20 protein-coding genes are annotated in these 21,407 nt (G+C 65.4%); 5 read left to right on the top strand and 15 right to left on the bottom strand.

The genetic code is table 11. The annotated features are described in order from the left end of the window. Positions 1–33 precede the first annotated feature (33 nt). Positions 34–1,221 carry a CaiB/BaiF CoA transferase family protein gene (locus tag UB31_RS19300; protein ID WP_045012052.1) on the top strand — a complete coding sequence of 396 codons (1,188 nt, stop codon included), beginning with the start codon at positions 34–36 and terminating at the stop codon, positions 1,219–1,221. Here the strand turns inward: UB31_RS19300 and UB31_RS42205 are convergent. Further along, the gene (locus tag UB31_RS42205; RefSeq protein WP_045012051.1) at positions 1,218–1,610 is read right to left on the bottom strand and encodes a hypothetical protein; all 393 of its coding nucleotides are present in this window, start codon (positions 1,608–1,610) and stop codon (positions 1,218–1,220) included. The two genes, UB31_RS19300 and UB31_RS42205, sit on opposite strands and share 4 nt — an antisense overlap. On the opposite strand from UB31_RS42205, the gene UB31_RS19290 reads away from it, so the two are divergent. Beyond that, positions 1,609–4,740: a DEAD/DEAH box helicase gene (locus UB31_RS19290; protein WP_045012050.1), complete on the top strand. Its 3,132-nt coding sequence runs from the start codon at positions 1,609–1,611 to the stop codon at positions 4,738–4,740. The two genes, UB31_RS42205 and UB31_RS19290, sit on opposite strands and share 2 nt — an antisense overlap. Positions 4,741–4,753: 13 nt before the next feature. On the opposite strand, the gene UB31_RS19285 is transcribed toward UB31_RS19290, so the two are convergent. From UB31_RS19285 to mdcA, 7 genes are read right to left on the bottom strand one after another with little or no spacing between them, the layout of a single operon-like run. Continuing rightward, positions 4,754–5,674 carry an acyltransferase domain-containing protein gene (locus tag UB31_RS19285; protein WP_045012049.1) on the bottom strand — a complete coding sequence of 307 codons (921 nt, stop codon included), beginning with the start codon at positions 5,672–5,674 and terminating at the stop codon, positions 4,754–4,756. Further along, on the bottom strand, positions 5,674–6,522 hold the full coding sequence (gene mdcB / locus UB31_RS19280; protein ID WP_045012048.1) for a triphosphoribosyl-dephospho-CoA synthase MdcB: 849 nt from the start codon (positions 6,520–6,522) through the stop codon (positions 5,674–5,676). Before mdcB ends, UB31_RS19285 begins: the two co-directional genes overlap by 1 nt. Then, positions 6,519–7,166: a malonate decarboxylase holo-[acyl-carrier-protein] synthase gene (mdcG, locus tag UB31_RS19275; protein WP_045012047.1), complete on the bottom strand. Its 648-nt coding sequence runs from the start codon at positions 7,164–7,166 to the stop codon at positions 6,519–6,521. The genes mdcB and mdcG overlap by 4 nt, the downstream gene beginning before the upstream one ends. Then, the gene (mdcE, locus tag UB31_RS19270) at positions 7,159–7,899 is read right to left on the bottom strand and encodes a biotin-independent malonate decarboxylase subunit gamma (protein WP_045012046.1); all 741 of its coding nucleotides are present in this window, start codon (positions 7,897–7,899) and stop codon (positions 7,159–7,161) included. Before mdcE ends, mdcG begins: the two co-directional genes overlap by 8 nt. After that, positions 7,886–8,800 carry a biotin-independent malonate decarboxylase subunit beta gene (locus UB31_RS19265; RefSeq protein WP_045012045.1) on the bottom strand — a complete coding sequence of 305 codons (915 nt, stop codon included), beginning with the start codon at positions 8,798–8,800 and terminating at the stop codon, positions 7,886–7,888. Before UB31_RS19265 ends, mdcE begins: the two co-directional genes overlap by 14 nt. Further along, positions 8,797–9,114, bottom strand: coding sequence for a malonate decarboxylase acyl carrier protein (gene mdcC, locus UB31_RS19260; protein ID WP_045012044.1), 318 nt, complete (start codon positions 9,112–9,114; stop codon positions 8,797–8,799). The genes UB31_RS19265 and mdcC overlap by 4 nt, the downstream gene beginning before the upstream one ends. Before the next feature lie 10 nt (positions 9,115–9,124). Then, positions 9,125–10,771, bottom strand: coding sequence for a malonate decarboxylase subunit alpha (gene mdcA, locus UB31_RS19255; RefSeq protein ID WP_045012043.1), 1,647 nt, complete (start codon positions 10,769–10,771; stop codon positions 9,125–9,127). Positions 10,772–10,964: 193 nt separating this feature from the next. Between mdcA and madL the strand changes: the two genes are divergently transcribed. The 3 genes from madL to UB31_RS19240 are packed head-to-tail and all read left to right on the top strand — an operon-like array spanning position 10,965 to position 12,859. Continuing rightward, a complete protein-coding gene (gene madL / locus UB31_RS19250) occupies positions 10,965–11,405 on the top strand; it encodes a malonate transporter subunit MadL (RefSeq protein ID WP_045012042.1) in 441 nt (146 codons plus the stop codon). Then, positions 11,402–12,166 (top strand): malonate transporter subunit MadM, encoded by a 765-nt coding sequence (gene madM / locus UB31_RS19245; protein ID WP_045012041.1) that lies wholly within the window; start codon positions 11,402–11,404, stop codon positions 12,164–12,166. Before madL ends, madM begins: the two co-directional genes overlap by 4 nt. After that, complete coding sequence (locus tag UB31_RS19240; protein WP_045012040.1) at positions 12,167–12,859, top strand: GntR family transcriptional regulator; 693 nt, start codon at positions 12,167–12,169, stop codon at positions 12,857–12,859. Positions 12,860–12,881: 22 nt separating this feature from the next. On the opposite strand, the gene UB31_RS19235 is transcribed toward UB31_RS19240, so the two are convergent. The 7 genes from UB31_RS19235 to UB31_RS19205 all read right to left on the bottom strand — a co-directional run bounded on the left by UB31_RS19235 (position 12,882) and on the right by UB31_RS19205 (position 21,279). After that, entirely contained in the window at positions 12,882–13,562 is a 681-nt protein-coding gene (locus UB31_RS19235) for an SDR family NAD(P)-dependent oxidoreductase (protein WP_045012039.1), read from the bottom strand. A gap of 4 nt (positions 13,563–13,566) precedes the next feature. Continuing rightward, positions 13,567–14,772, bottom strand: a complete 1,206-nt coding sequence (locus UB31_RS19230; protein ID WP_045012038.1) for a sialidase family protein — start codon at positions 14,770–14,772, stop codon at positions 13,567–13,569. Continuing rightward, positions 14,769–16,193 carry a sodium:solute symporter family protein gene (locus UB31_RS19225; protein WP_045012037.1) on the bottom strand — a complete coding sequence of 475 codons (1,425 nt, stop codon included), beginning with the start codon at positions 16,191–16,193 and terminating at the stop codon, positions 14,769–14,771. The genes UB31_RS19230 and UB31_RS19225 overlap by 4 nt, the downstream gene beginning before the upstream one ends. Before the next feature lie 197 nt (positions 16,194–16,390). After that, on the bottom strand, positions 16,391–17,539 hold the full coding sequence (locus UB31_RS19220; protein WP_045012124.1) for an amidohydrolase: 1,149 nt from the start codon (positions 17,537–17,539) through the stop codon (positions 16,391–16,393). A gap of 103 nt (positions 17,540–17,642) precedes the next feature. Then, on the bottom strand, positions 17,643–18,731 hold the full coding sequence (locus UB31_RS19215) for a mandelate racemase/muconate lactonizing enzyme family protein (protein ID WP_045012036.1): 1,089 nt from the start codon (positions 18,729–18,731) through the stop codon (positions 17,643–17,645). A 74-nt stretch (positions 18,732–18,805) separates the two neighbouring features. After that, positions 18,806–19,999: a M20/M25/M40 family metallo-hydrolase gene (locus UB31_RS19210; protein WP_045012035.1), complete on the bottom strand. Its 1,194-nt coding sequence runs from the start codon at positions 19,997–19,999 to the stop codon at positions 18,806–18,808. Positions 20,000–20,031: 32 nt separating this feature from the next. Beyond that, positions 20,032–21,279 carry an MFS transporter gene (locus tag UB31_RS19205; RefSeq protein WP_045012034.1) on the bottom strand — a complete coding sequence of 416 codons (1,248 nt, stop codon included), beginning with the start codon at positions 21,277–21,279 and terminating at the stop codon, positions 20,032–20,034. Between the last annotated feature and the right edge of the window lie 128 nt (positions 21,280–21,407).

The following is a 21,407-nucleotide window of genomic DNA, read 5'->3' as shown; positions in this document are numbered from 1 at the left end:
CTGACCGGAAAGATAGAGGGAAAGAAGAGATCGATGGGGGGAGTTCTGGAGGGCGTGCGCGTCCTCGATTTCGGGCGCTATATCGCCGGGCCGTATTGCGCGACACTGCTGGCCGAATTCGGCGCCGAGGTCATCCGCGTGGAGAAGCGCGACGGCAGCGAGGATCGCTTCGTGGCGCCGGTCGGCGAGGGCGGTGAGGGCGCGCTGTTTCTCCAGATCAACCGCAACAAGAAGTGCATCACGCTCGATCCGATGAAGCCGGAGGGCCAGGAGGTGATGCGTCGCTTGGTGGCCACCGCCGACGTGGTCGTCGCCAATCTGCCGCCGCAGACGCTGCGCGCGATGAAGCTCGATTACGACTCGCTGAAGGCGATCAAGCCCGACATCATCCTGACGACGGCAACTGCCTTCGGCGGCCCGGGGCCATGGTCCGACCGCGTCGGCTTCGACGGTGTCGGCCAGGTGATGTCGGGTTCGGTGTACATGACCGGCACCGGCGATCCGCCTTACCGGGCCGCGGTGAACTGGGTCGATTTCGGAACGGCGCTGCATTGCGCGTTCGGGACGCTCGCCGCGCTGATCGAGCGCGGCAAATCCGGGCGCGGACAGATCGTCGAGGGTGCGTTGCTGGCAACCGCATTGTCCTTCACCAACGCCACGCTGATCGAGCAGGCGGTCATCAACGTCAATCGCGTTCCGACCGGCAATCTCGGCCAGACGGCCGCACCCGCCGACATCTACCGCACCAAGGACGGTTGGGTGCTGTGCCAGGTCACCGGACATCCGCTGTTCAAGCGCTGGGCCAAGCTGATGAGGGAGGAGGAGCAGTGGCTGAACGATCCGCGCTTTGCCGACGACATCAGCCGCGGCAACAACGGCCCCATCATCAGCGAACGCATGGCGCGCTGGTGCGCCGAGCGGACGACGCAGGAGGCTGTCGATACCCTCGGCAAGGCGATGATTCCGACCGGCCCCGTTCTGAGCCCGCAACAGGCATTGGATCATCCGCATATTCGCGCCGCCGGCTTCTTGCAGGACGTCGACTATCCAGGCTTGCCGAAACCTGCCCCGGTCGCGCGCGCCGCCGTCCGGCTGTCGGAGACGCCGGGTGAAATCGCGACGCGTCCGCCCACGCTCGGTGAGCACACCGACGTTGTGCTGGCCGAACTCGGCTATGACGCGGCTGCGATTGCGGCGCTTCGGCAGAGCGGCATCATTTAGTCGCGAAGTTCTGGCAAGGTCGAACAAGGGTAGAAATAGCCGCGCACGTCTGCTAGACGACGCTTGTCCTCGCGCAATTGTTCGCGTTTGCCGGCAACCGGCACGCCGCGCGCGAGTTGATGGGGGGCGTGCGCTCGCACGGCAGATCCCATATGCATGACGCCGCACTGCCGAATCGACATGAGCTCGGCGCGCGTGCGATTGACGATCGTTGACGACCAGAAACGGATTCTCGTGCGGCATTCCAAGAAAACGCGTCCTGCCAAGAGCTCGACAAAGAGCTCGGCAAAAAAGAACTCGCCAAAAAAGAGTTCGCCCACGAAGAGTTCGCCAAAGAAGGGCAAGGGCTCGCAACGCGCCACGATCTCGTCGTCGTCGCCGCTCGGCATGATGGCGCTTCATCTGCTTGCGCAATGGAAGCAGTCTGGCCGCAGCGGCCTCGTGTTCCTCGCCGAGAGTGAGAACCGGGCGGAGCGGCTCGGCAGCGTCATTCACGCGCTCGACCCGTCCTGCGAGGTCCTGGTGTTTCCGCGCTTGAACACCTTGCCGTTCGATCAGTTGGAGCCCTCTCGTGAAATCGCAGGGCGCAGAGCCGCGGTCCTGAGACGTCTGGCGAAGTCCAAACGGCCGATCTTTCTCGTGTCGACGGCGGAAGCGGTGATGGAGCGCCTGCCATCGCCGGCGAGCCTGTCACGCCTGCATACGAGTTTGAAGGTCGGCGGTGCGTTCTCGGAAGCCGAGCTTCGCGTGCGTCTCGCGGCGCTGGGTTACGATTCCGATGACGAGCCGGATTATCCGGGCGGTGTGCTGTTTCACGGGCAGACGTTCGAGATATTTCCGGCCGGCGCGCTGGGTCCGTTCCGGGTCGAGCATTCGGGGCGCGCGATCAATCGGATCGTGGCGTTCGACCCGAAAGAGCACGAGATCATTTTCGAGACAAAAGAGCTCCTCGTCGATCCGATGTCGGAGCGGCTCGGCTTCGCCGGCAAGCGGGACAAGCGCGCGACGCTGTTCGACTATTGCGGACCCGCCAAGTGGATCGCGGACGCAGGGGTCCCGTTGCACGCCGACGGTTGGCTGAGCACGATCGAGGACGCCGCGGGCCGCGTCGAGCGGGAGCGCGAATATCTCGGGCCGCGCGACTGGAAGCAGGCCACCAAGGGCATGAAGGTACTGCCGCGAACGGCTCCGTTCCAGCCCACGCCGGAATTCTCGAAGTTGACATCCTCCCGGAAAGCCTTTCGCGCCTTCGTCGAGGAGACGCGGGGTGATGGTTCGCGCCTGGTCTTCATCGCAGCGCAGGAAGAGGATCTGCGTGCGATGGAGCGGATGAGCGGCGTCAAGGCGGAGCGTCTTTCGGATTGGGACGAAGTGACGAGCAGCCGCAACCGCGAAGTCGCAATGCTGGCCGATCTCGATGCGGGCTTCGTCGTGCCGGGGAACAAGGCTCTTGTCGTCGTGACGGCGTCCGACGTGCTCGGCAGCAGGGCCCATCATCCGCAGCCGATGGCCAAAGCCTGGAGCACGGCTTTCGACCATGCCGATGTGCCGGAACAGGGCACGGTGATCGTTCATCTCCAGCGTGGCCTCGCCGTGCTCGATGGCTTGCAGACCGTAAACACCGGCGGCGGCGCGTTGCGGGAGATGGTCAGGCTGTCGTTTGCGGGAGACGATGCGGCGCTCGTGCCGCCGCCCGATCTGGCCCTGATGTGGCCTTACGCGGCAGAGCGGGGCAAGCTGGCGCTCGACAAGGCGGATGGGAGCCATTGGTGGGCCCGCCGCACCGAGGCCGAGCGCGAGATCCAGATCGCCGGCAAGGTGCTTGCCAAACACATCAGCCAGCGCCGCCGGCGGCGGGCTGCAAAGCTGGTCCCAACGGGTGCGATCTACGAGAAATTCGTTGCGCGCTTTCCCTATTTCACGACGGCCGATCAGGCCAAGGCGATCCGTGACGTCCTCGATGATCTCGCGTCCGGTCACCCGATGGACCGGGTGATCTGCGGCGACGTCGGATTCGGGAAGACCGAGGTGGCGCTGCGGGCGGCAGCCGCCGTGGTGCTGTCGGGTAAGCAGGTGGCGATCGCAGTGCCGACGACCGTGCTGGCGCGGCAGCACGTCGCGACGTTCCGCAGGCGCTTCGCCCCGTTCGACATCGAAGTTGGGATGCTGTCGCAAGCCGTGTCAGGCGCGGAGATGCGGGAGACGAAGGAGGGCTTGCGAAGTGGCCGGATGAAAGTCGTGATCGGAACCCAGGCTCTCGCCGCAAAGGACGTGAAGTTTGCCGATCTCGGCCTCGTCATCATCGACGAAGAGCAGCATTTTGGCGCGGCCGAAAAGGCAAAACTCTCCGGGCTCGCCAAGAATGTCCATACGCTCTGGATGAGCGCCACGCCCATTCCGCGGACCCTCGCCGCAGGTCTCGCCGGCTTCAGGGACTTGAGCATCATCGCGTCGCCACCGCTTTATCGGCTTCCGGTCGCGACCAAAATCGCTCCCTTGTCGGATGCTGCGATCGCTTCGGCGTTGCTGCGGGAGCAAAGGCGCCACGGGCAGAGTTTCCTGATCTGTCCGCGCATCCAGGATCTGGAGCCCATGCTGGCACGGGTGCAGGCGGTGGCCCCCGATCTACACATCGTTTGTCTCCATGGCAGATTGCCGGCCGACGAGATCGACGATCGCATGATGAGCTTCGTCGAGGGCAGGGCCGACGTTCTGCTCGCGACCAATATCGTGGAGAGCGGCCTCGATATCCCGCGTGCCAATACGATCGTGGTCTGCTGGCCCGAGAAGTTCGGCCTTGCTCAGCTTCACCAATTGCGCGGCCGGGTGGGTCGTGGCGGAATACGCGCCTTCGCATATCTGCTGACCGAGTCGGCCTCCGAACAGTCCGAGAAGCGGCTCGCCGTGCTCGAGGAGTTCAACCGGCCGGGCGCGGGTTTTGCCATCAGCGAGCGCGACCTGGATCTCAGGGGCGCGGGCGACCTATTCTCGGAGCAGCAATCCGGCCATGTCCAGGTGTTCGGACCCGTGCTCTACAGCCATCTCCTGAAGATGGCGTCGGAGAAGGTCGATGACGGACGGGCCGCGGTGTGGGTGCCCGACCTCAATCTGCCGGTCGCGGATATGCTCCCCGAGACCTACGTGCAATCCGAGCCGGTGCGGCTCGAACTCTATGCCCGTGCCGCACGGTGCCGCAGCGAGGACGAGCTTGACGATCTGGAGGAGGAAACCTCCCGCCGCTTCGGCCAACTGCCGCCGGGGGCCCGCGACTTCTTTGCAGCAGCAAGACTGAGGCTCGCTTGCAAGCGCAGAGGCATCATCCGCCTGGACGTCGGCCGCGAGGCGGTGGCCGCGACATTCCTGCCGGGACGATTGCGGAAGTCCAAGGGGAAATCCAAGGAAAAATCGACAGGACGATCGCTGCAACGCGACGGCGATCGTGTCGTCTACCACAGCCCGATGCGCGATGCGCCGTTCGACAGGGTCGAGGAATTATTCGATCATCTCGACGAGGCGTGATGACGGAAGGCTACTATTCGGATTCAATCCAGTGGCGCAGGCCCTCGATGGTACGAAATCCATCGGCCGCGTAGCAGCGGATTTCGGGAAGGAAGGCCTGCATCATGTCGGCGAGCGCATGTCCCGGACCGAGGTCCAGCACCCTGCTGACCCCCAGCTCTGCCAGGGCCACCAGCGTCGCCGACCAGTCGATGGGGCGCGCCACCTGGCAGGCGAGCTTCGCTGTTGCATCGCTTGCGGAGAAGATGCGCTCGCCGTCGCCTCCGGCGAGCAGGATCCGCTGGCTTGCGATCGAGACGTGCCTGCTGGCGTCGAGCGCCTGTTGCAACGGTTTGCAGGCGGGCGCGAGCCGTGACGTGTGCGATGCGATTTTCACGGCGAGAAGACCGCTGCGCGCGGCGCCCTGTCGGATTGCCGCCTCGCAGAGGTCGATTACGTCCTGCTCGGAGCCTCCGATCACGACAAGACGATCGGGATTCCTGATCGCGATCTCGCAGCGATATGTTTCGAGCAGGCGTTCGAGCGTGGTCTGATCGAGGCCGCGAACATAGCCGAGGCGACCATCCGGTCCGGCCGCACTGTCCATCAGCTGCGCGCGAACGTCCGTCAACCGCAACGCTTCCTCGGCCGTCCATATTCCGGCAATGCTCCAGGCCGCCATCTCGCCGACGCTGTAACCTGTGACGGCGGTTTGCTCGGTCAGCAGGTCGGCAATGCAGCCGTGAATCGCCAGCGCCGATGTGACAGTCAGGATCTGGCTGACATGGTTGGCGGACAGCTCGTCCGTGCCTCGCGTCCTGACAAGCGTCCGCGGATCTTCGCCGAGACAGGCGGTTGCCGCAGCGAGGACCGGCCTTGCTGCAGGTTGATCGGCGACCAGATCGAAGATCTTGTCCGAAAGCGTACCTTGTCCGCCGCAGAGCAGTGCAAGCATCAGCGCTCCAGCCGATCGACAAACAGGGCCATGGCGAGCAGATCCGCCGAGCCGCCCGGACTGAGATTGCGCGCCACGAATGCGTGATGAATATCGACGGCGCGCGTGCGCCACCCGGCAGACCCGACGCCTCCGGCGGCGAGGAATGCCGATGCACTGGCTTGCGCGAAGCGCAATCCCTCGGGCCCGCCCCGGTGCAGCAGATTGGTGTCGGCAACATTGGCGATCAGCGCCATGCATGTCTGAATGCGCACTGCTTCCTCATCACTAGGCGCGCGCGTTCGCGCTGCACGCAGCGCGGGCAGCGCGATGTCATAGACCGACGGAAAGCCATCGGCAGCTTCCGCCCTGGCGCCGCCGGCGCCGTAGCGCCGCGCCGCCACCGCGCCATGGCTGCGGAGCGATATGGGGCCGGACAGGATGTCGTCGCCCCAAATTTGCGATACCGCATCGCCGAGCGTCTTGCGAAGGCCGGCCGCACTGCGAAAGCCGGCCGCGGCGCAGAGCAGGCCCAGCCCGAAGATCGCGCCGCGATGCGTGTTCACACCTGCCGTTGCCGCGAGCATGGCACGTTCGGCGGCGACTCCGATCGCGCGCAGCCGGCTCATGCCGGCGCCCTCAGTGCCCGCGACCGCCAGATCGCGGAAGAAGGGAGTGAGGGTATCGGCACTTCGGCACAGCAGCTCGGCGTCCATGTCGCTGTGCGCGCCGTTGTCGACGTGGCTGACGAGCCCCGGCTTTGGGTGGGTCTCAACTTCGAGCTTGAGACAAAGCGACGCGAGATGACCGATCTGCTCCGCATGGAGCTCGCGGCCCGGCAGCGCCTGCCATCTCAGCGCAATGGTCATGGCGTCCCGCCTGCGAGAAAAGCGGCTCTTGTCATGCTGTGGACGCCGCTTTGCCGCTTCACGAGCACGTCGTCCGCGTCCGCGCCTGTCAGTTCACGCCATTGCACGCCGCCCGCGGTGCAGATGATCTCTCCGTCGAGCCGCATCGGCGCGAGGCGCGCGATGTCGGCGATCTCGAAGGGCAGGGTGCTCGCCTGCCCGGTTGCCCGCGCCGGCCACAGCAGATCGAGGTCCGAGTGATCCGAAAGATAGGGCAGGCCGGTGAGATGTTGCCACGCCAGGCTGCCGAACGTCCGCGTCTCCGGACACAGGCGGAGAAGGCGGTCGATCGTGTCCTGCCACGCCGAAGGGGCGGACGCTGCTGCGTCGGCGAGCAATGGAGGCGGCTTGTGTTCGATGATCTCGCCGGCATCGAGCGCGATCGCGATGCGCCGCTTGCCGTGAGACGGCGGCAGCGGCAGGCCGAGCGGAATCTTTCCCGCGGGATCGCTGCAGCCCGGCCGCCGCACGATGAGCGGACGGTCCGCGCGCACCCAGCCTTCGATGATCACGTGCTCCGCGAACTCCGGGTGCCGCGCCATCACCGCGGTCCAGGCTGCCGCGGACGTCTTCACCATCGTATGGCGTTCGAGAGCTTCAGCCATGTTGCACCCCCTGATGCGAGGCCGTAGCGAGTGCAACGACCCGATCGGCGATCTCGGCTGCCTTGAGACGTCCACCTCGTTCGGTCCCAAGCCGGGCGCGATCATCCTGTCCTGCCGGCTGCGCCAGCACGGTCGCAAGCTGCGGCGCCAGAGGCGCAGTTTCGTCCCAGACGATTTGAATGCCGCCGGTGCGGACCATGTTGTCGAGCCCGGGCGCGAACACCGGCGTCGCTTCCGCCTTGGCCTTGAGGACCTCGATCGAAAGCTTGGTGACCCGCGCCATCGACGGCAGATCCATCACGGCGGGATGTGCGCCGGGAAGCGCCACCAGCGTGCCGGTGGACAGCGCGGTGGCGATGAACGCGCCGGCCGCGCTGCCGCCGTAGAGCAGGCCGACAGTGCGGTGACCTTCTGCCTCCGCCAGCAGCAGGGCCTTGGCGAGATGCGCGAGGTACTCGCTGAGGCCGAGCAGCTCGTCGCGCCGGCTCATGCGCTGGCTGGCGGAATCCACCAGGATCAGGATCGGAGCCTGGTCTTGCGATCCGATGATCTCGATCACATGCCCTGCGAGCACGATCGCTTCGTCCACGCCAAGGTTCTGTCCTTGGGTGATGCCGAGCACGTGGATCGGCCTGCCATCAGGCAGCGTCGCCTTTCCGGCCAGGATCGCATTGGCAATTTCGATGTCGCTGCCGTTCGGAAACAGGCTGGCCAGAATCTCATCGCGCGTCATCGGCGTTCTCCCTCTTGCCTGCCGCGCGAAGGAACGCGTCCGTTGGAAGAGCAGGGATTTCGGTCGGCGCATCGAGCCCGAGCGCCTGCCAGATTTCGACGGCGTCCTTGGCCTCGCCGAAACGTTGCAATCGCCGCTCGAGGCGCTTCTGCTCGGCTTCGAGAACCGCCTTGTCATATCCTCGCTTGCCCCTGAGCGCGTCGATCGCCGCCTGGCGAAACGCCAGCGCCTCGTCGTCGACGAACAGGTCGGCGCCGCCGATGAGGTAGCGGTGCTTGCCGCCCATCGTGCGCCAGACCAGCGCGCGGTCGCGCGAGTCGAACTCCTCGATGCCTCTGTTGGTCTCGATCACCTCGGGGCCGCTGACGCTGATCCGCCCCTGCTCAGACACGATCAGACGCGAGCAGGTGCCGGCGATCAGGCTGCCGCCGCCATAGCATCCAGCGCGGCCGCCGATCAGCCCGATCACGTTGATGCCCGCGCGCCGTGCCTCGACGACCGCGCGCATGATCTCGGCGATTGCGAGCTCGCCCGCATTGGCCTCCTGAAGGCGCACGCCGCCGGTGTCGAACAGGATCAGCACGTCCTGATGAAGCGCGCATGCCGCGCGCAAGAGTCCGGTGAGCTTGGCGCCATGGACTTCACCGAAGGCGCCGCCCATGAAGCGTCCCTCCTGTGCGGCAACGAGCACAGGGGAGCCCTGCAGGCGGCTGCGCCCGACGACGATGCCGTCGTCGAACTGCTCCGGCAGGTCGAAGATCGAAAGATGCGGACTGGTCTCCCGCAACTCGGGACCGATGAATTCTTGGAAGCTACCGGCATCGACAAGAGCATCGATGCGCTGCCGGGCGCTGGCTTCATACCAGCTCAGCGAGCCGGTGTCGGCTGTGACTGTTGTCATCGTTCCGGCTCCTCGATCTTGCGGACGCCTTGTGCGAGGCGCAAGGCGACCGTGTCGGGCCGGGCTCCGCCATCATTGATGGAGATGCGCAAGCCACCGGCCGACCGGCGCGCGGCGAAGTCGCGGACCACGGCGTCCCATACGAGGCCGAAGCCATGGGCCGCCGTCGCGATCTCGATCGTGCAGACATCGGCCGGTGAGGTCCGTTCCAGCAGGACTTCGAGATTGCCGGAGGCGACGACGCCGACGATCGCCTGCGTGCGGGTGCCGCCGGCGCTGTTCGGGGAAGACAGTCTGAAGCTGAGCTTTTCCATGCAAAACTCCTCACCAATTGCGAAAGCGACTGGGCGGACGGTAGAGGCCGCCGGATGCCAGCATGAGATCCTTGATCGAGCGGGCCGCCAGCAGACGCCGGTCGGCGTCGAGCGGGTCGATGCCGAGATCTTCGGGGCGCCGGATCACACCGCGCTGCCTGAGCTGCTCGACCAGTTTTGGATCGCGGGCCCTCCCGATGTCCGTATATCCGGCAACGCCGCGTATCGCCTGCTCGCGCTCGTCCTTGGTCCGGCACATCAAGAGATTGGCGATACCCTCTTCGGTGACGATGTGCGTGACGTCGTCGGAGTAGACCATCACCGGCGCGAGATCGAGATTGAGCGCGCGCGCCAGCTCGAGCGCATCCAGCCGCTCGACGAACAGCGGGGCATTGCGATCGCCAAAGGTCTCGCCAATCTGCACCACCAGCTTGCGGCCGCGGCGCAGCGCCGCGGGGGCGTCGGGCGCCGCCTCGGCGCCGGCCTTGAGCCAGGGTTCGCTCGGGTGGCGGCGGCCGCGTGGATCGGAGCCCATGTTGGGCGCGCCGCCGAATCCGGCGATGCGGCTGGTCGTCACCGTCGAGCTGTGGCCCTCGAGGTCGATCTGGAGCGTCGAGCCGATGAACATGTCGCAGGCATAGAGGCCCGCCGTCTGGCAGAAGGCGCGATTTGATCGCAGCGACCCGTCCGGCCCGGTGAAGAAGATATCCGAGCGCGCGGCGACATAGTCCTCCATGCCGACTTCCGATCCGAAGCAGTGGATCTGGTCGACCCAGCCGTTCTCGATCGCCGGGATCAGCGTTGGATGCGGATTGAGCGCGAAGTGGGTGCAGATATTGCCCTTGAGGCCGAGCTTTTCGCCGTAGGTCGGCAGCAGCAGCTCGATCGCGGCGGTGTTGAAGCCGATGCCATGATTGAGCCGGCGCACGCCATAGGGTGCGTAGATGCCCTTGATGGCGAGCATCGCCGTCAGGATCTGGGTCTCGGTGATGGCGGCGGGATCGCGGGTGAAGAGCGGCTCGACGTAGAAGGGCCGGCCGGCCTCGACCACGAAATGCACGAGGTCGCCGGGAATGTCGACGCGCGGCACCTTGTCGACGATCTCGGTGACCTGCGCCACGACGAGACCGTTCTTGTAGCTCGTCGCTTCCACGACCGTCGGCGTATCCTCGGTATTGGGGCCCGTATAGAGGTTGCCGTCCTTGTCGGCGCTCACCGCGGCGATCAGGGCGACGTTCGGCGTGAGATCGATGAAATAGCGGGCGAACAGCTCGAGATAGGTATGGACGGCGCCGAGCTCGATCTTGCGGCCGAACAGCATCTTCGCGATGCGCGCCGCTTGCGGACCGGAATAGGAAAAGTCGAGCCGCCGCGCGATGCCCTTCTCGAAGATGTCGAGGTGCGCGGGCAGGACCACGCCCGACTGCACCATGTGAAGGTCATGAACCTCGGCAGGGTCGAGGTTCGCGAGCGCGGAAGCGAGGATGTCGGCCTGCTTCTGATTATCGCCCTCCAGACACACCCGGTCGCCTGACCTGATCACCGCCTTGAGAAACGCGGGCAGGTTTGGGAGCGGGACGGTCTTGCCCTTGGCGTGCCGACGGCCGGCCGCGAGGCGCTCTCCCAATGCGGCCTTTTGCATACCCCAATCGCTCATCTCGGCTCCTTGGCATGCGCAATCAGTTTCAATGACGCTTAGTGTATGCGTATTGCCTTCGAAAGTCAATTGGTGTATGCACTAAGTCATAAGCGATGGATATTCGCATGCATAGGAGGGAATTTAAGATGCGATTGCATACAAGGCGTCCGTATCCAGGGGTTGGTTCCTCGCTCACTGAGAGGAGGCGCCCGTGACGATTTCCGGCGTTGCACTGCTCGCGATCTGCACCCTTCTCGGCGGCCTGTTGGGAGACCTGCTTGGTGTCGCCCTCGGCGTGAAAGCCAATGTCGGCGGCGTCGGCATCGCGATGATGTTCCTGATCGCGGCCCGGCTTTGGCTGATGCGGCATGGCCAGCTCAGTCACGGGCTCAAGACCGGCGTCGAATTCTGGGGCAGCTTCTACATCCCGATCGTGGTCGCCATGGCGGCGCAGCAGAACGTTGTTGCTGCGGTCAAAGGCGGACCGGTCGTCGTCATCGCGGGAATCGGCGCGGTCATGGTGTGTTTCGCGATGGTGGCCCTGATCGGCCGGCTCAGCGGCCGTGTCGAGACGATGGACGAGATCGAAGCGCGAGAGGCCGAGGCGCTCGCCGGGCCTGTGCCTCACTTCAAATCCGGGAGGATCGGATGAACATGATATCTCACGTTCTCGCCGCCAATGCGCTGATCACCGCTTTCGCGGCCGTGGGGATTCTGATGTGGATCTCCGGAGCAATCTCGAAATACCTCACCTTCGGGCGGATCCACGCCTCCGCGATCGCGATCATGCTGGGCCTTGCCCTGGCCTTTTTCGGGGGATTGGCCACCGGTGGCGAAAAGGGTGTGGCCGACTTCCCGGCGCTGGCCGGGATCGGCTTGATGGGAGGCGCAATGCTGCGGGATTTCGCGATCGTCGCCACGGCCTTCGAGGTCGACGTCGTCCATGCGCGCAAGGCCGGCGCGATCGGAGCGATCGCGCTTGGACTGGGAACGGTCGTTCCGTTCATCCTCGGCGTATTTGTCGCGGCCGCCTTTGGCTACACCGATGCCGTCTCGATGACGACGATCGGTGCGGGCGCGGTCACCTATATCGTGGGGCCGGTCACCGGAGCCGCGATCGGAGCATCTTCACCGGTTATTGCGCTCTCGATTGCGACCGGTGTATTCAAGGCAGTGATCGTTATGATCGGTACCCCCTTCGTGGCGAAGATGATCGGCCTGAACAATCCGCGCAGCGCAATGGTGTTTGGCGGCTTGATGGGAACGGTCAGCGGCGTGTCCGGAGGGCTTGCGGCGACCGACCGGCGTCTGGTGCCTTACGGTGCGTTGACGGCGACATTCCACACCGGATTGGGATGTCTGGTCGCGCCGTCGATCCTTTACTTCGCGGTGCGCGCGATCGTAGGAGAGTGAATGGCGGGTTTGTTCAAGGTCGCAACTGATGCGGAAGACGATGGGGGGCTGCTCTCCGATCGCATCCGGAACGCGCTCACCGACGAGATTGCATCGGGAGCGCTCGTTGCCGGGTCGGCGCTCGAAGAGCAACAGCTTGCCGATCGCTTCGGCGCTTCCCGCACGCCGGTGCGGGAGGCGCTTCGCCAACTTGTGGTCGGTGGCCTCGTCGAAGTGCGCGGGCGTCGCGGCCTGGTCGTTGCGCGGATGACGCCGGAGCGCATCATGGACATGTTCGAGACCAGCGCCGAGGTCGAGGCGATGTGCGTCAGGCTCGCCACCTATCGCATGACCCCGCTCGAGCGCAGCGACCTGATCGAGCTTCACGACGGCTCGCTGGCGATGGTCGAGGCGCGCGACGTCGATGCCTACGATGCCTTCAACCGCCAATTCCACGAAGGCATCTACCGCGCGACGCACAACTCGTTTCTCGCCGAGCAGGCGCAGGATGTCCGTTCGCGGCTCAGCGCCTTCCGCCGCACGCAATTGCGGCAGGGCGATCGCATCCGCAGGTCTCGGGACGAACATGACGCCATCATGCAGGCAATCGCCGAAGGGGATGGCGATACGGCTTCGCGCAGAATGCGTGCGCATATGTTGAACGCCGCCGCAGCGCTTCGGCGCTACATCGACGATCGCCTCGGACCAGGCTGATCGTCGGCGGGCGCCGGCGAATTCAGAGCGAGCTCCCACCGCAGATGATGAGCTGCTGTCCGGTGATGGCGGCTGCGTCCGCCGAGAGCAGGAACGCCACCGCGCTCGCGACTTCCTCCGGTTGAATGAAGCGGCCGATCGGCGGCAGTTTTGGTGCGACATTGGCGCGGGTCGGATCCTTCAGCATCGGCGTTTCGGTCGCGGCCGGCGCAACGACATTGACCGTGACGCCCTTTGGCGCGAGCTCGATCGCCCAGGACCGCGCGAGCGCGACCAGTGCTGCTTTTGTCGCGGCATATTGGCCGCGGCCGGCCGCGCCCGATGCGGTGCGGCTGCCGATGAAGACGATGCGCCCGCCCTGCGGCAGGCGCGGCGCCAAGGCGTTGGCGAGACGCTCGGCGACATCGACATGCAGCCGCCACATCGCGGCGCCGTCGTCGTGGCTAAGCGATCCGAGTTCGCCGACCTTGAGCATGCCTGCGGCATGAACGAGCGCGGTCGGCGCGAGGTGCGCGACGGCGTTTGCAACGCCGTTGATGTCGTTCAGGTCAAGCGACAGATGATCGAAGGCCGGATGATCGAACGGCCCGGGGCGGCGGCTGATCCCGCTGACGCGCCAGCCGTCGCGCAGCAGTCGCTCGACGATCGCAGCGCCAATCCCAGAACTGGCGCCCGTGACGAGCGCGTGCGGCCTCTTATCCATGATCTCAGTCCCGCATCACCCAGGGTTCGGTCACGCGCACATATTTGATCGCGCGGCGATGGAAGGTGAAGGCCATGTGGATCGCACCGTCGGCGGTCTGCTTGACCGAAGGATAGGACAGCTCGCGGTTGGTCTGGTCGCGCGAATTGTTGGTCATGCAATAGCCGTCGCCGGTCTCGACGTTGCGCCTGGTCCAGCTCCGTCCGCCGTCAGCCGAAATCGCCAGCGTCATCGGCGCCCGTGGCGCGCCCCAGAACGCAGTGCGGCCGTCGGTCTTGCCGCCGTCGCCGGTGAGTACGGGCGGCAAATCGTCCTCGATTTCGTCATAGAGTGAGAGACGGCGCCCGGTCGCATCCTTGGCGCTGGAATCGTTGAAGACCAGCGCGAGATGACCGTTGCCAAGCCGCGTGACCTGGATCGAGGAGTTGTTGTTCGGAAGCGAGGTCGCCACCGGCGCCGACCAGGCGCGGCCGTGGTCGGTGGACCGGCTCTGATAGATGTTGTCCGCCCAGCGGCTGCGATACAGCGCAATCAGCGAGCCGTCGTCGAGCCGAGCGATGCACATATGCACGCAGCCGCGGCTGCCGGGGACGTCGACATCGCGCCAGGTCGCGCCCGCATCGGACGAGATCTTCACCGCGCTGGTGTCCTCGTCGCCGTTCCATTTCTTACCCGGCGTGCTGTGGCAATAGAACACCGGCAAGAGCCAGTCGCCATTGTCGAGTACGACGATCGGCTGCCGGATGAAGGTGCCGCGGCCGCGATGCTCGGGAAACAGCGTCTCGATCGGGCCCCAGCTCTTGCCATGATCGCGCGAGATGCGGCGGCGGATCAGCGCGGTGTCCTGGTTGCCCGCCAGTTGCGCCGTCCACATCAGCCACAGCGTGCCGTCCGGGGCAGGGAACAGCACCGGGTTCTGCTCCGAGCGACCGCTATCGTCGGACAGCTTCTCCGCCCGCGACCATTGCGTCGCGCCGCGGGGAAGCCGCGAGAAATAGACCGAGATGTCCGACATGCCCTCCTGCGTGCCGCCGAACCAGACGCAAGCCAAATCGCCATTGGCGAGCGGCATCAGATTGGCCGCGTGGTTCTGCACGCAAGGCGAGGGAATGAAGGCGTCGAACCGGTCGGGATCGCCGGCAGCCTGGCGAACGGCGCCGTCGGCCGCGATCTCGATGTCCGTAATCGCGACCTCGGTATCGATGGTCATGTCGAAGTCCTTTCCACCAATGTTGGCTGCGCAGGCTGTGCCGGGGCGGGCGTGCGGCCCAGCAGCAGGCGCTCGAGTGCCATCACGGCCAGCGGCGTCGCGGCTGCGATATACATATTGTCGATGCCGAAGGGGTTGCCGAGCACGTACCAGATCGTGGTCGAGACCGCAGCGCCAATCAGGCCGGCGGTGGCGCCGCGGTTGCTGGCAAACAATGGCAGATAGAAGCCCATCATCGCCACCATCGTCACCGACAGGCGCAGTGCGCGCGTGAAGAACGACAGCTTGAGGATTTCAGGGATGAAGAAGACGAACACCAGCGGTGCGATGCCGATCACTACCGAGAACACACGCGTCATCTTCAGCTCGCGCTCCGACGTCGGTTTCCAATAGGGCACATAGAAGTCGCGCACCACAAGCGAAGCGATCGCGAGCGCCACGGTGCAGACGCTGACGAAGATCGAGGCGACCAGTGAGGTCGTCACGAAGGCCGAGGCCAGCGGCGGCATCTTCTCCAGGAACACCGGCAGCGCGTAAAGGCTGTTCATGTCGGGATAGAGGAATTTCGCGGCGACGCCGATCAAAGCGAGCAGGAAGCCGAGCGGAAGACAGAACGTCGCCGCATAATAGGTCGCCTTGCGGGCGTCGTCGGCGCTTGGCGTCGAGGAGATCGCCTGGACGATGAATTGCGTCGAGAAGATCGCGCCGACCGTGCCGAAGGTCCAGGCGAAGATGGTCGTGAAGCCGATCTTGCCGTCCCAGCTGAAATAATAGGCCGGCAGCTTGGCCTGGATCGGCGCGATGCCGCCGGTCAGCGACATCGCGACCGAAAAGATGATGATGATGCCGACGACCTTGAAGGCGCTGTGCAGGATCGTCACCCAGGCGACGCCCTTCAATCCGCCGAACACGTAGTAGAAGGTCGAGACCACTGCGATGACGCACATCGCAACGGGCATGCTGACATGCAGCGCGGTGACGATCGCAGCCGCCCCGCTGACATAATTGCCGACATTCACGAGCAGCAGCGCGTAGATCATGATCACGGAGACCGTGAGCATGGTCGACTTGCCGTATTTCTGCGCGATCGCGGCCGAGATGGTGTATTCGCCGGAATTGTAGAGCTTCTTCACCATCAACACGCCGAACAGCAGGAAGCCGAGCGAGGCGCCGAGCACGGCCCATCCGGCCGCCATGCCGGACTGAAACGCTTCCTGTGCAGTGCCGACGGTCGATTTAGCGCCGACGAATTCGGACATCATCAGCACGCCAACGACCACGGCCGGCATCGCGCGCGAAGCGGTCATGAACTGGTCGCTGGTCCTGCTGCGCAGCCTGAACGTGAGCCAGGACGTGAAGGCGATGTAGGCGACGATCATCGCGATGATGAGCGTGCTGTCGCCCGTGAGGATGGCTTGCATCAGTGACGTTTCCTCTGTGACGCGGACGCGGTGTTGTGACCCGCTTTGCCCGGCTCTATCGTGTTCGGAATGCGAACAAATGTTGTTGATGATATTAAACCTGCCCGGGCGCCGTGCGTCAAGCGCACGCCCGCGAGCCGGCGGCGGGACGCGTCCCGCCAGCCGGCATTGCCGCAGTATGTTCAGGAGGTTCCCGGCTAGTTCGCCGACAGCGCCGTCCTGGCGACCTCGGCCATCCAGCCGGATGCGACCGGTAAAATCGCGTCGTTGAAATCGTAGCGCGGGCCGTGCAACTCGGCGCCGTCGCGCAAGGGCCCATTGCCGATCCAGACAAAAGCGCCGGGGCGCTGGGCGAGGTAGAACGCAAAATCCTCGCCGGCCATGCTGGGCGCGAGGTCGCGCCTGACCTGCGCCTGCACCTTGTCGGCGGCCACGCGTGCGAGGCCGGCTTCCTCCGGCGTGTTGATCACCACGCCGACGCCCATGACGATCTCGGGCGTGACCTTGACGTCAAAGCTGGTCGCGATGCCGGCGCAGATCTCGCCGATCCGCGCGACGATGGTGTCCTTCACGGCATTGCGATGATGCCGCAGCGTGCCGCGGATGGTGACCTTGCCGGCAACCTGGTTCGGCGCCGTGCCGCCCTCGATCGTGCACAGTGAGAGCACGGCGGTGTCGAGCGGATCGACGCTGCGTGACACGATCGACTGCATGGCGACGATCAAATGCCCCGCCGCCATCACCGGATCGCGCGTCAGATGCGGCATGCCGGCGTGACAGGCATGGCCCTCAATGGTGATAGTGACGCGTCCGCCGGAGGCCATGACCACACCGTCATGCACCGCGATGGTGCCGGCCTCAAGTCCCGGCCAGTTGTGGAAGCCGAACACCCGATCCATCGGGAAGCGCTCGAACAGCCCGGCCGCGACCATCGCGCGCGAGCCGCCATAGCCTTCCTCGGCCGGCTGGAAGATGAAATCGACCGTGCCGCTCCAACTGGTGTCGGCCGCCAGCAGCGCGGCGGCGCCGAGCAGCGACGCCGTGTGCCCGTCGTGCCCGCAGGCGTGCATCACGCCGGGATGTTTCGAGGCGTAGGCGAGCCCGGTATCCTCGGTGATCGGCAGCGCGTCCATGTCGGCGCGCAGGCCGACGCGGCTCTGCGCAGACCCTCGCGTCAGTGTCGCGACGATGCCGTGGCCGCCGACACCGGCCTCGAAGCCAATGCCGAGCTCGGTGAGCTTTTCCTGCACGAAGGCGGCGGTGGCCTTCTCCTGGAGAGACAGCTCGGGATGCGCGTGAAGATGCTGGCGCCACGCGGTCAGTTTCTGGTGCAACTCGGGGGTCAAGGCGTGGCTCTTTCCGATGGTGTCAGCTGCTGCCAGCATAGCGGATTATCCGCCCCCTGCATCAAGCGCCTTGGAATGCCTCGCGTGCAGCAACGCGTGCCGCTTAAGGCGAAAGCTTCGCCAGCCCCTTCCAGTCAAAGCTGATACCGTGGCCCAACCGCGCCGGGGCCAGGGCCTTGCCGTCCTCCAGCACCAGCGGATGCTCGATGTACTTGTCCAGCCCGAAACCGTGCGCTTCGAGATAGGAGCGGTTCGGGCAGGCCGCGAGCAAATGCACGGTGATGTCGTGGGCGCCGTGGCTGGTGACGGGCAGGTTGAAGGCCTCCGCCAGCCGCGCGATCTTCATGAACGCACTCACGCCGCCGCAATTGGTCACGTCGGGCTCGGGATAGGAAACCGCACCCGCGACGATGTAATTCTTGAACTCCCACAGCGAGCGCAAATTCTCGCCCGCCGCGATCGGCACGCCGCCGGCCTGCATGATGCGCGCATGTCCCGCGACGTCGTCGGGGATGATCGGCTCCTCCAGCCAGGTCAGGTCGTACGGCACGAAGGCACGGGCGGCGCGGATGGCGTCCTCCACCGTCCACTTCATGTTGGCGTCCGCCATCAACGGAAAGCCGTCGCCGAGATGTTTGCGCATGCTGGCTACGCGCGCGACGTCGGATTTGAGGTCGGGCCGGCCGACCTTCATCTTGATGGCACGAAAGCCTTTTGCGAGATTGCCGTCGGTCTGCTTCAACAGCGCCTCGACCGAGAGATCGAGATCGATGCCGCCGGCGTAGCACGGCACGCGCGCATCAAAGCCGCCGAGCAACTGGTACAGCGGCAATTTCGCGCGCCGTGCCTTCAGATCCCACAGCGCGATGTCGAGCGCGGAGAGCGCCAGCACCGCCGGCCCGCCGCGGCCACCATAGTGCAGGCCCCACCAGACGTGATGCCAGATGGCTTCTGTATCGTCGGCCTCACGTCCTTCGACGAGCGGCGGGATCTCGCGCTTGAGGATGTCGGCGACAGCCCCGCCATTGCGCCCGACCGTGTAGGTGTAACCGACGCCTTCAGCGCCATCGGCATCGCGGATGCGGCAGGTGATCAGCTCGAACGCCGCGATCTCGCCATGGGTTGAGTCGGAGAGCGTGACGGGGAGGGGGATCCGATAGAAGCCGGTCTCGATCTCAGCGATGCATGGCATGTAGCCTCCCTGCGTTTTCTTTGCAGGCTAGGCCGGCGTGCGCTGCTCGGCAAGCGCGAGCAGCGCAACGCACCTCACCGCATCGTCGCAAGCTGCACGGCCAGCGCGCAGGCCCGATCGTATTCGTCGAGATTGATCCACTCGTCGATCGTGTGCGCCTCGTTCTGACCGGCGCCGAAGGTCACGGTGGGAACACCGTGACGGACCATCCAGTTCGCATCGAGGCCGCCATTGGCGGCGCGGACGGCCGGCGTGCCGCCGACAGCGGACACCGCCTCGATCGCGCGTTTGACGACGGGGAGGTTCTCCTTCATGCGGAACGGATAATAGTCGGTCTCGGCCTTGAACTTGACCTTGCCGGACTTGCCTTGCGTGTTCGTCACCTTCTTGGCCGCCTTCTCGAACGCCGCCTTGTAGGCCTTGGTGATCTCCTTGAAGAACTTTCCGTCATGGCTGCGGCTTTCGCCGCGGACATGGACGTAGTCGGTGACGACATTGGTGGCGTCGCCCGCGGGGCGGCCCTCGCCGCCGGTGACGGGGCCGACATTGCTGGTGCCTTGCTGCTTGCCCTTCACCACCTTGCCGAACCAGCCGCCGGCCTTCACCTCGGCAAGCGCGAGCGCCATGATCATGGTCGAGGAGATGCCGCGCTCGGGTGCGACGCCGGCATGCGAGGCGCGGCCGAATATCTCGACATTCCAGCGGTCCGCGCCAACCGCGCCGATGGTGACGTTGGAGGCGGAGCCGCCGTCATAGTTGAAGGCCATCGTGGGCGAGCCGAGCTCGTCGGGCTTGACGTGGCGCGCGCCATAGAGCCCGCTCTCCTCGCGCACGCAGAACAAGAGCGTAATCGGCGGATGATCGAGCTTCTGCTTTGCGAGTTCGGCCGCCAGCGTCACCAGCACGCCGCAGCCGCAGCGATTATCGCCGCCGAGCGCGGTCTTGGCGTCGTTGACGATCTTGCGGCCGGATTTCTTCGGCTTGGCGCCGGCGCACAGCGGCACGGTGTCCATGTGGGTCATGAACATGATCCGCGGCTGGTTGTGCAGCGCGCCGCGGCCGGGCAGGTCGACGATGAGGTTGCCGGTCTCGGTCGGCACCGGAATGCGCGTGTTGGCGTCGTCGAGCCGGATCGCCTTCGCCGGCACGCCGCTTTCCTTCAGCGCGGCGGTGAGCTCCCGCCCGATCGCCGCCTCCTGTCCAGTCACGCCTTCGATGGCGAGGAAGCGCATGAGGCGGTCGGTGGCGGCTTTGGTGTCGACTGGCATGATTCATTCCCTTGATGCACGAACCGCCCATCCTACGAATTCGCCGACGTATAAGTCAAAAAGATCATCACCCCGACGACAAGCGCCGCCGCCATGAACAGCAGCACCGCCGGCAGCCCCGCGAACGCTGCCACCGCGCCGGTGATCGACTGCATCAGCGCCGCGCCGAGGAAGAAGGCCAGGTTCACCGCGGCGAGCGCCTTACCCGCAACTTGCGCGTCGACCAGTTGCCGCGACATGCCGAACAGCAGCGGCTGCGCGGAGGTCGCCAGCCCAATCAGCACGAACAGCACCAGATCATATTGCGGCGGCATGACGGGTACGCCGAACAGCCATGCAACCGTATAATGCGGCGCGCCGAGCGCCATCAGTGCGAGCAGCACGGCTCCGACGAGGTGCGTGCTGGCCACTAGCTCGCGGCGGCGGCCGAGCCTGCGATCGATCATGCCGATGCACAGCGGGCCTGCGATCATCGCGAGCGTGAACGCGCCGAGCTGGTTGCCGGCCTCGACCCGCGACAAGCCCTTGACCTGCATCAGCCACGGCCCGCCCCACAGGCCGCGCAGCACCAGCGAGGTCGCCAGCGACACCAGCGCCAGCGCGATCAGGCCGCGCAGCGGACGCGACAGGCCGAGCCGTAGCACCTCGATCATCTGCGCCAGCGGCGAGGAAGTGTCCTTGTGCTCGGCCGTCTGGTTCGGCACCAGCACAAACACCGCGAGCGCCACCACGAGCCCGCCGGCTGCTGCGATCCAGAACCCGGCGCGCCAGCCATAATGATCGACCACGAAGGCGAGCGGACTCGACGACAGCAGCATGCCGATATTGCCGATCGACAGGATCGCGCCCGACCACAGCCCGAAGCGCGCCGCCGACAATTGCTTGGCCGCCAGCGTCATCGGGCACATCAGCATGCCCGAGGTTGCTATCCCCAGCATCAATTGCCCGAACGCAAAACTCTCGGCCCCCGTCGCAAAGCCCGACGCGATGGCACCGACAATGGTTCCCCCAAGCAGGCTGAGCGACACCGGCCGCACGCCAAAGCGATCCATCGCGGCCCCGACCGGGATCTGCGAAGCGGCAAAGGCAAAATGATAGACCGAGGTGAGGCTCGCCAGCGCCTGCGGCTCGATGCGGAAATCCGCGGCCATCAGATCGAGGCTGATCGCGGGAATGGTGCGCAGCAATGTCGACAGCATGTGCCCGCAGGCAAGTGCGACCAGCGCAAAAATCAGCGCGCGGGTGGTGTTCCCCGCGTCGTCGGTGGCAGCGGTCTCCATAGGCGTCCCGTCCCGAGAAGGTTTTGGGAGGGGTTACATGATTGGCAGACGGGTGCCAATGGGGAGGGCAAGATAAGGCGCAAGATAAGGCGCGCGATATTCAGTAGCTGCATTCCAGTTTACTCAGG

The sequence above is a fragment of the Bradyrhizobium sp. LTSP849 genome (assembly GCF_000938255.1).
Taxonomy (GTDB): Bacteria; Pseudomonadota; Alphaproteobacteria; order Rhizobiales; family Xanthobacteraceae; genus Bradyrhizobium.
This window is presented reverse-complemented; position numbering and strand designations above follow the sequence as displayed.

Excerpts from the sequence above, each read along its gene's own strand:
- UB31_RS19300 (WP_045012052.1), top strand. The coding sequence starts at position 34 with ATGGGGGGAGTTCTGGAGGGCGTGCGCGTCCTCGATTTCGGGCGCTAT.
- UB31_RS19290 (WP_045012050.1), top strand. The coding sequence starts at position 1,609 with ATGATGGCGCTTCATCTGCTTGCGCAATGGAAGCAGTCTGGCCGCAGC.
- UB31_RS42205 (WP_045012051.1), bottom strand. The coding sequence starts at position 1,610 with ATGCCGAGCGGCGACGACGACGAGATCGTGGCGCGTTGCGAGCCCTTG.
- UB31_RS19285 (WP_045012049.1), bottom strand. The coding sequence starts at position 5,674 with ATGCTTGCACTGCTCTGCGGCGGACAAGGTACGCTTTCGGACAAGATC.
- mdcB (WP_045012048.1), bottom strand. The coding sequence starts at position 6,522 with ATGACCATTGCGCTGAGATGGCAGGCGCTGCCGGGCCGCGAGCTCCAT.
- mdcG (WP_045012047.1), bottom strand. The coding sequence starts at position 7,166 with ATGGCTGAAGCTCTCGAACGCCATACGATGGTGAAGACGTCCGCGGCA.
- mdcE (WP_045012046.1), bottom strand. The coding sequence starts at position 7,899 with ATGACGCGCGATGAGATTCTGGCCAGCCTGTTTCCGAACGGCAGCGAC.
- UB31_RS19265 (WP_045012045.1), bottom strand. The coding sequence starts at position 8,800 with ATGACAACAGTCACAGCCGACACCGGCTCGCTGAGCTGGTATGAAGCC.
- mdcC (WP_045012044.1), bottom strand. The coding sequence starts at position 9,114 with ATGGAAAAGCTCAGCTTCAGACTGTCTTCCCCGAACAGCGCCGGCGGC.
- mdcA (WP_045012043.1), bottom strand. The coding sequence starts at position 10,771 with ATGAGCGATTGGGGTATGCAAAAGGCCGCATTGGGAGAGCGCCTCGCG.
- madM (WP_045012041.1), top strand. The coding sequence starts at position 11,402 with ATGAACATGATATCTCACGTTCTCGCCGCCAATGCGCTGATCACCGCT.
- UB31_RS19240 (WP_045012040.1), top strand. The coding sequence starts at position 12,167 with ATGGCGGGTTTGTTCAAGGTCGCAACTGATGCGGAAGACGATGGGGGG.
- UB31_RS19235 (WP_045012039.1), bottom strand. The coding sequence starts at position 13,562 with ATGGATAAGAGGCCGCACGCGCTCGTCACGGGCGCCAGTTCTGGGATT.
- UB31_RS19230 (WP_045012038.1), bottom strand. The coding sequence starts at position 14,772 with ATGACCATCGATACCGAGGTCGCGATTACGGACATCGAGATCGCGGCC.
- UB31_RS19225 (WP_045012037.1), bottom strand. The coding sequence starts at position 16,193 with ATGCAAGCCATCCTCACGGGCGACAGCACGCTCATCATCGCGATGATC.
- UB31_RS19215 (WP_045012036.1), bottom strand. The coding sequence starts at position 18,731 with ATGCCATGCATCGCTGAGATCGAGACCGGCTTCTATCGGATCCCCCTC.
- UB31_RS19210 (WP_045012035.1), bottom strand. The coding sequence starts at position 19,999 with ATGCCAGTCGACACCAAAGCCGCCACCGACCGCCTCATGCGCTTCCTC.
- UB31_RS19205 (WP_045012034.1), bottom strand. The coding sequence starts at position 21,279 with ATGGAGACCGCTGCCACCGACGACGCGGGGAACACCACCCGCGCGCTG.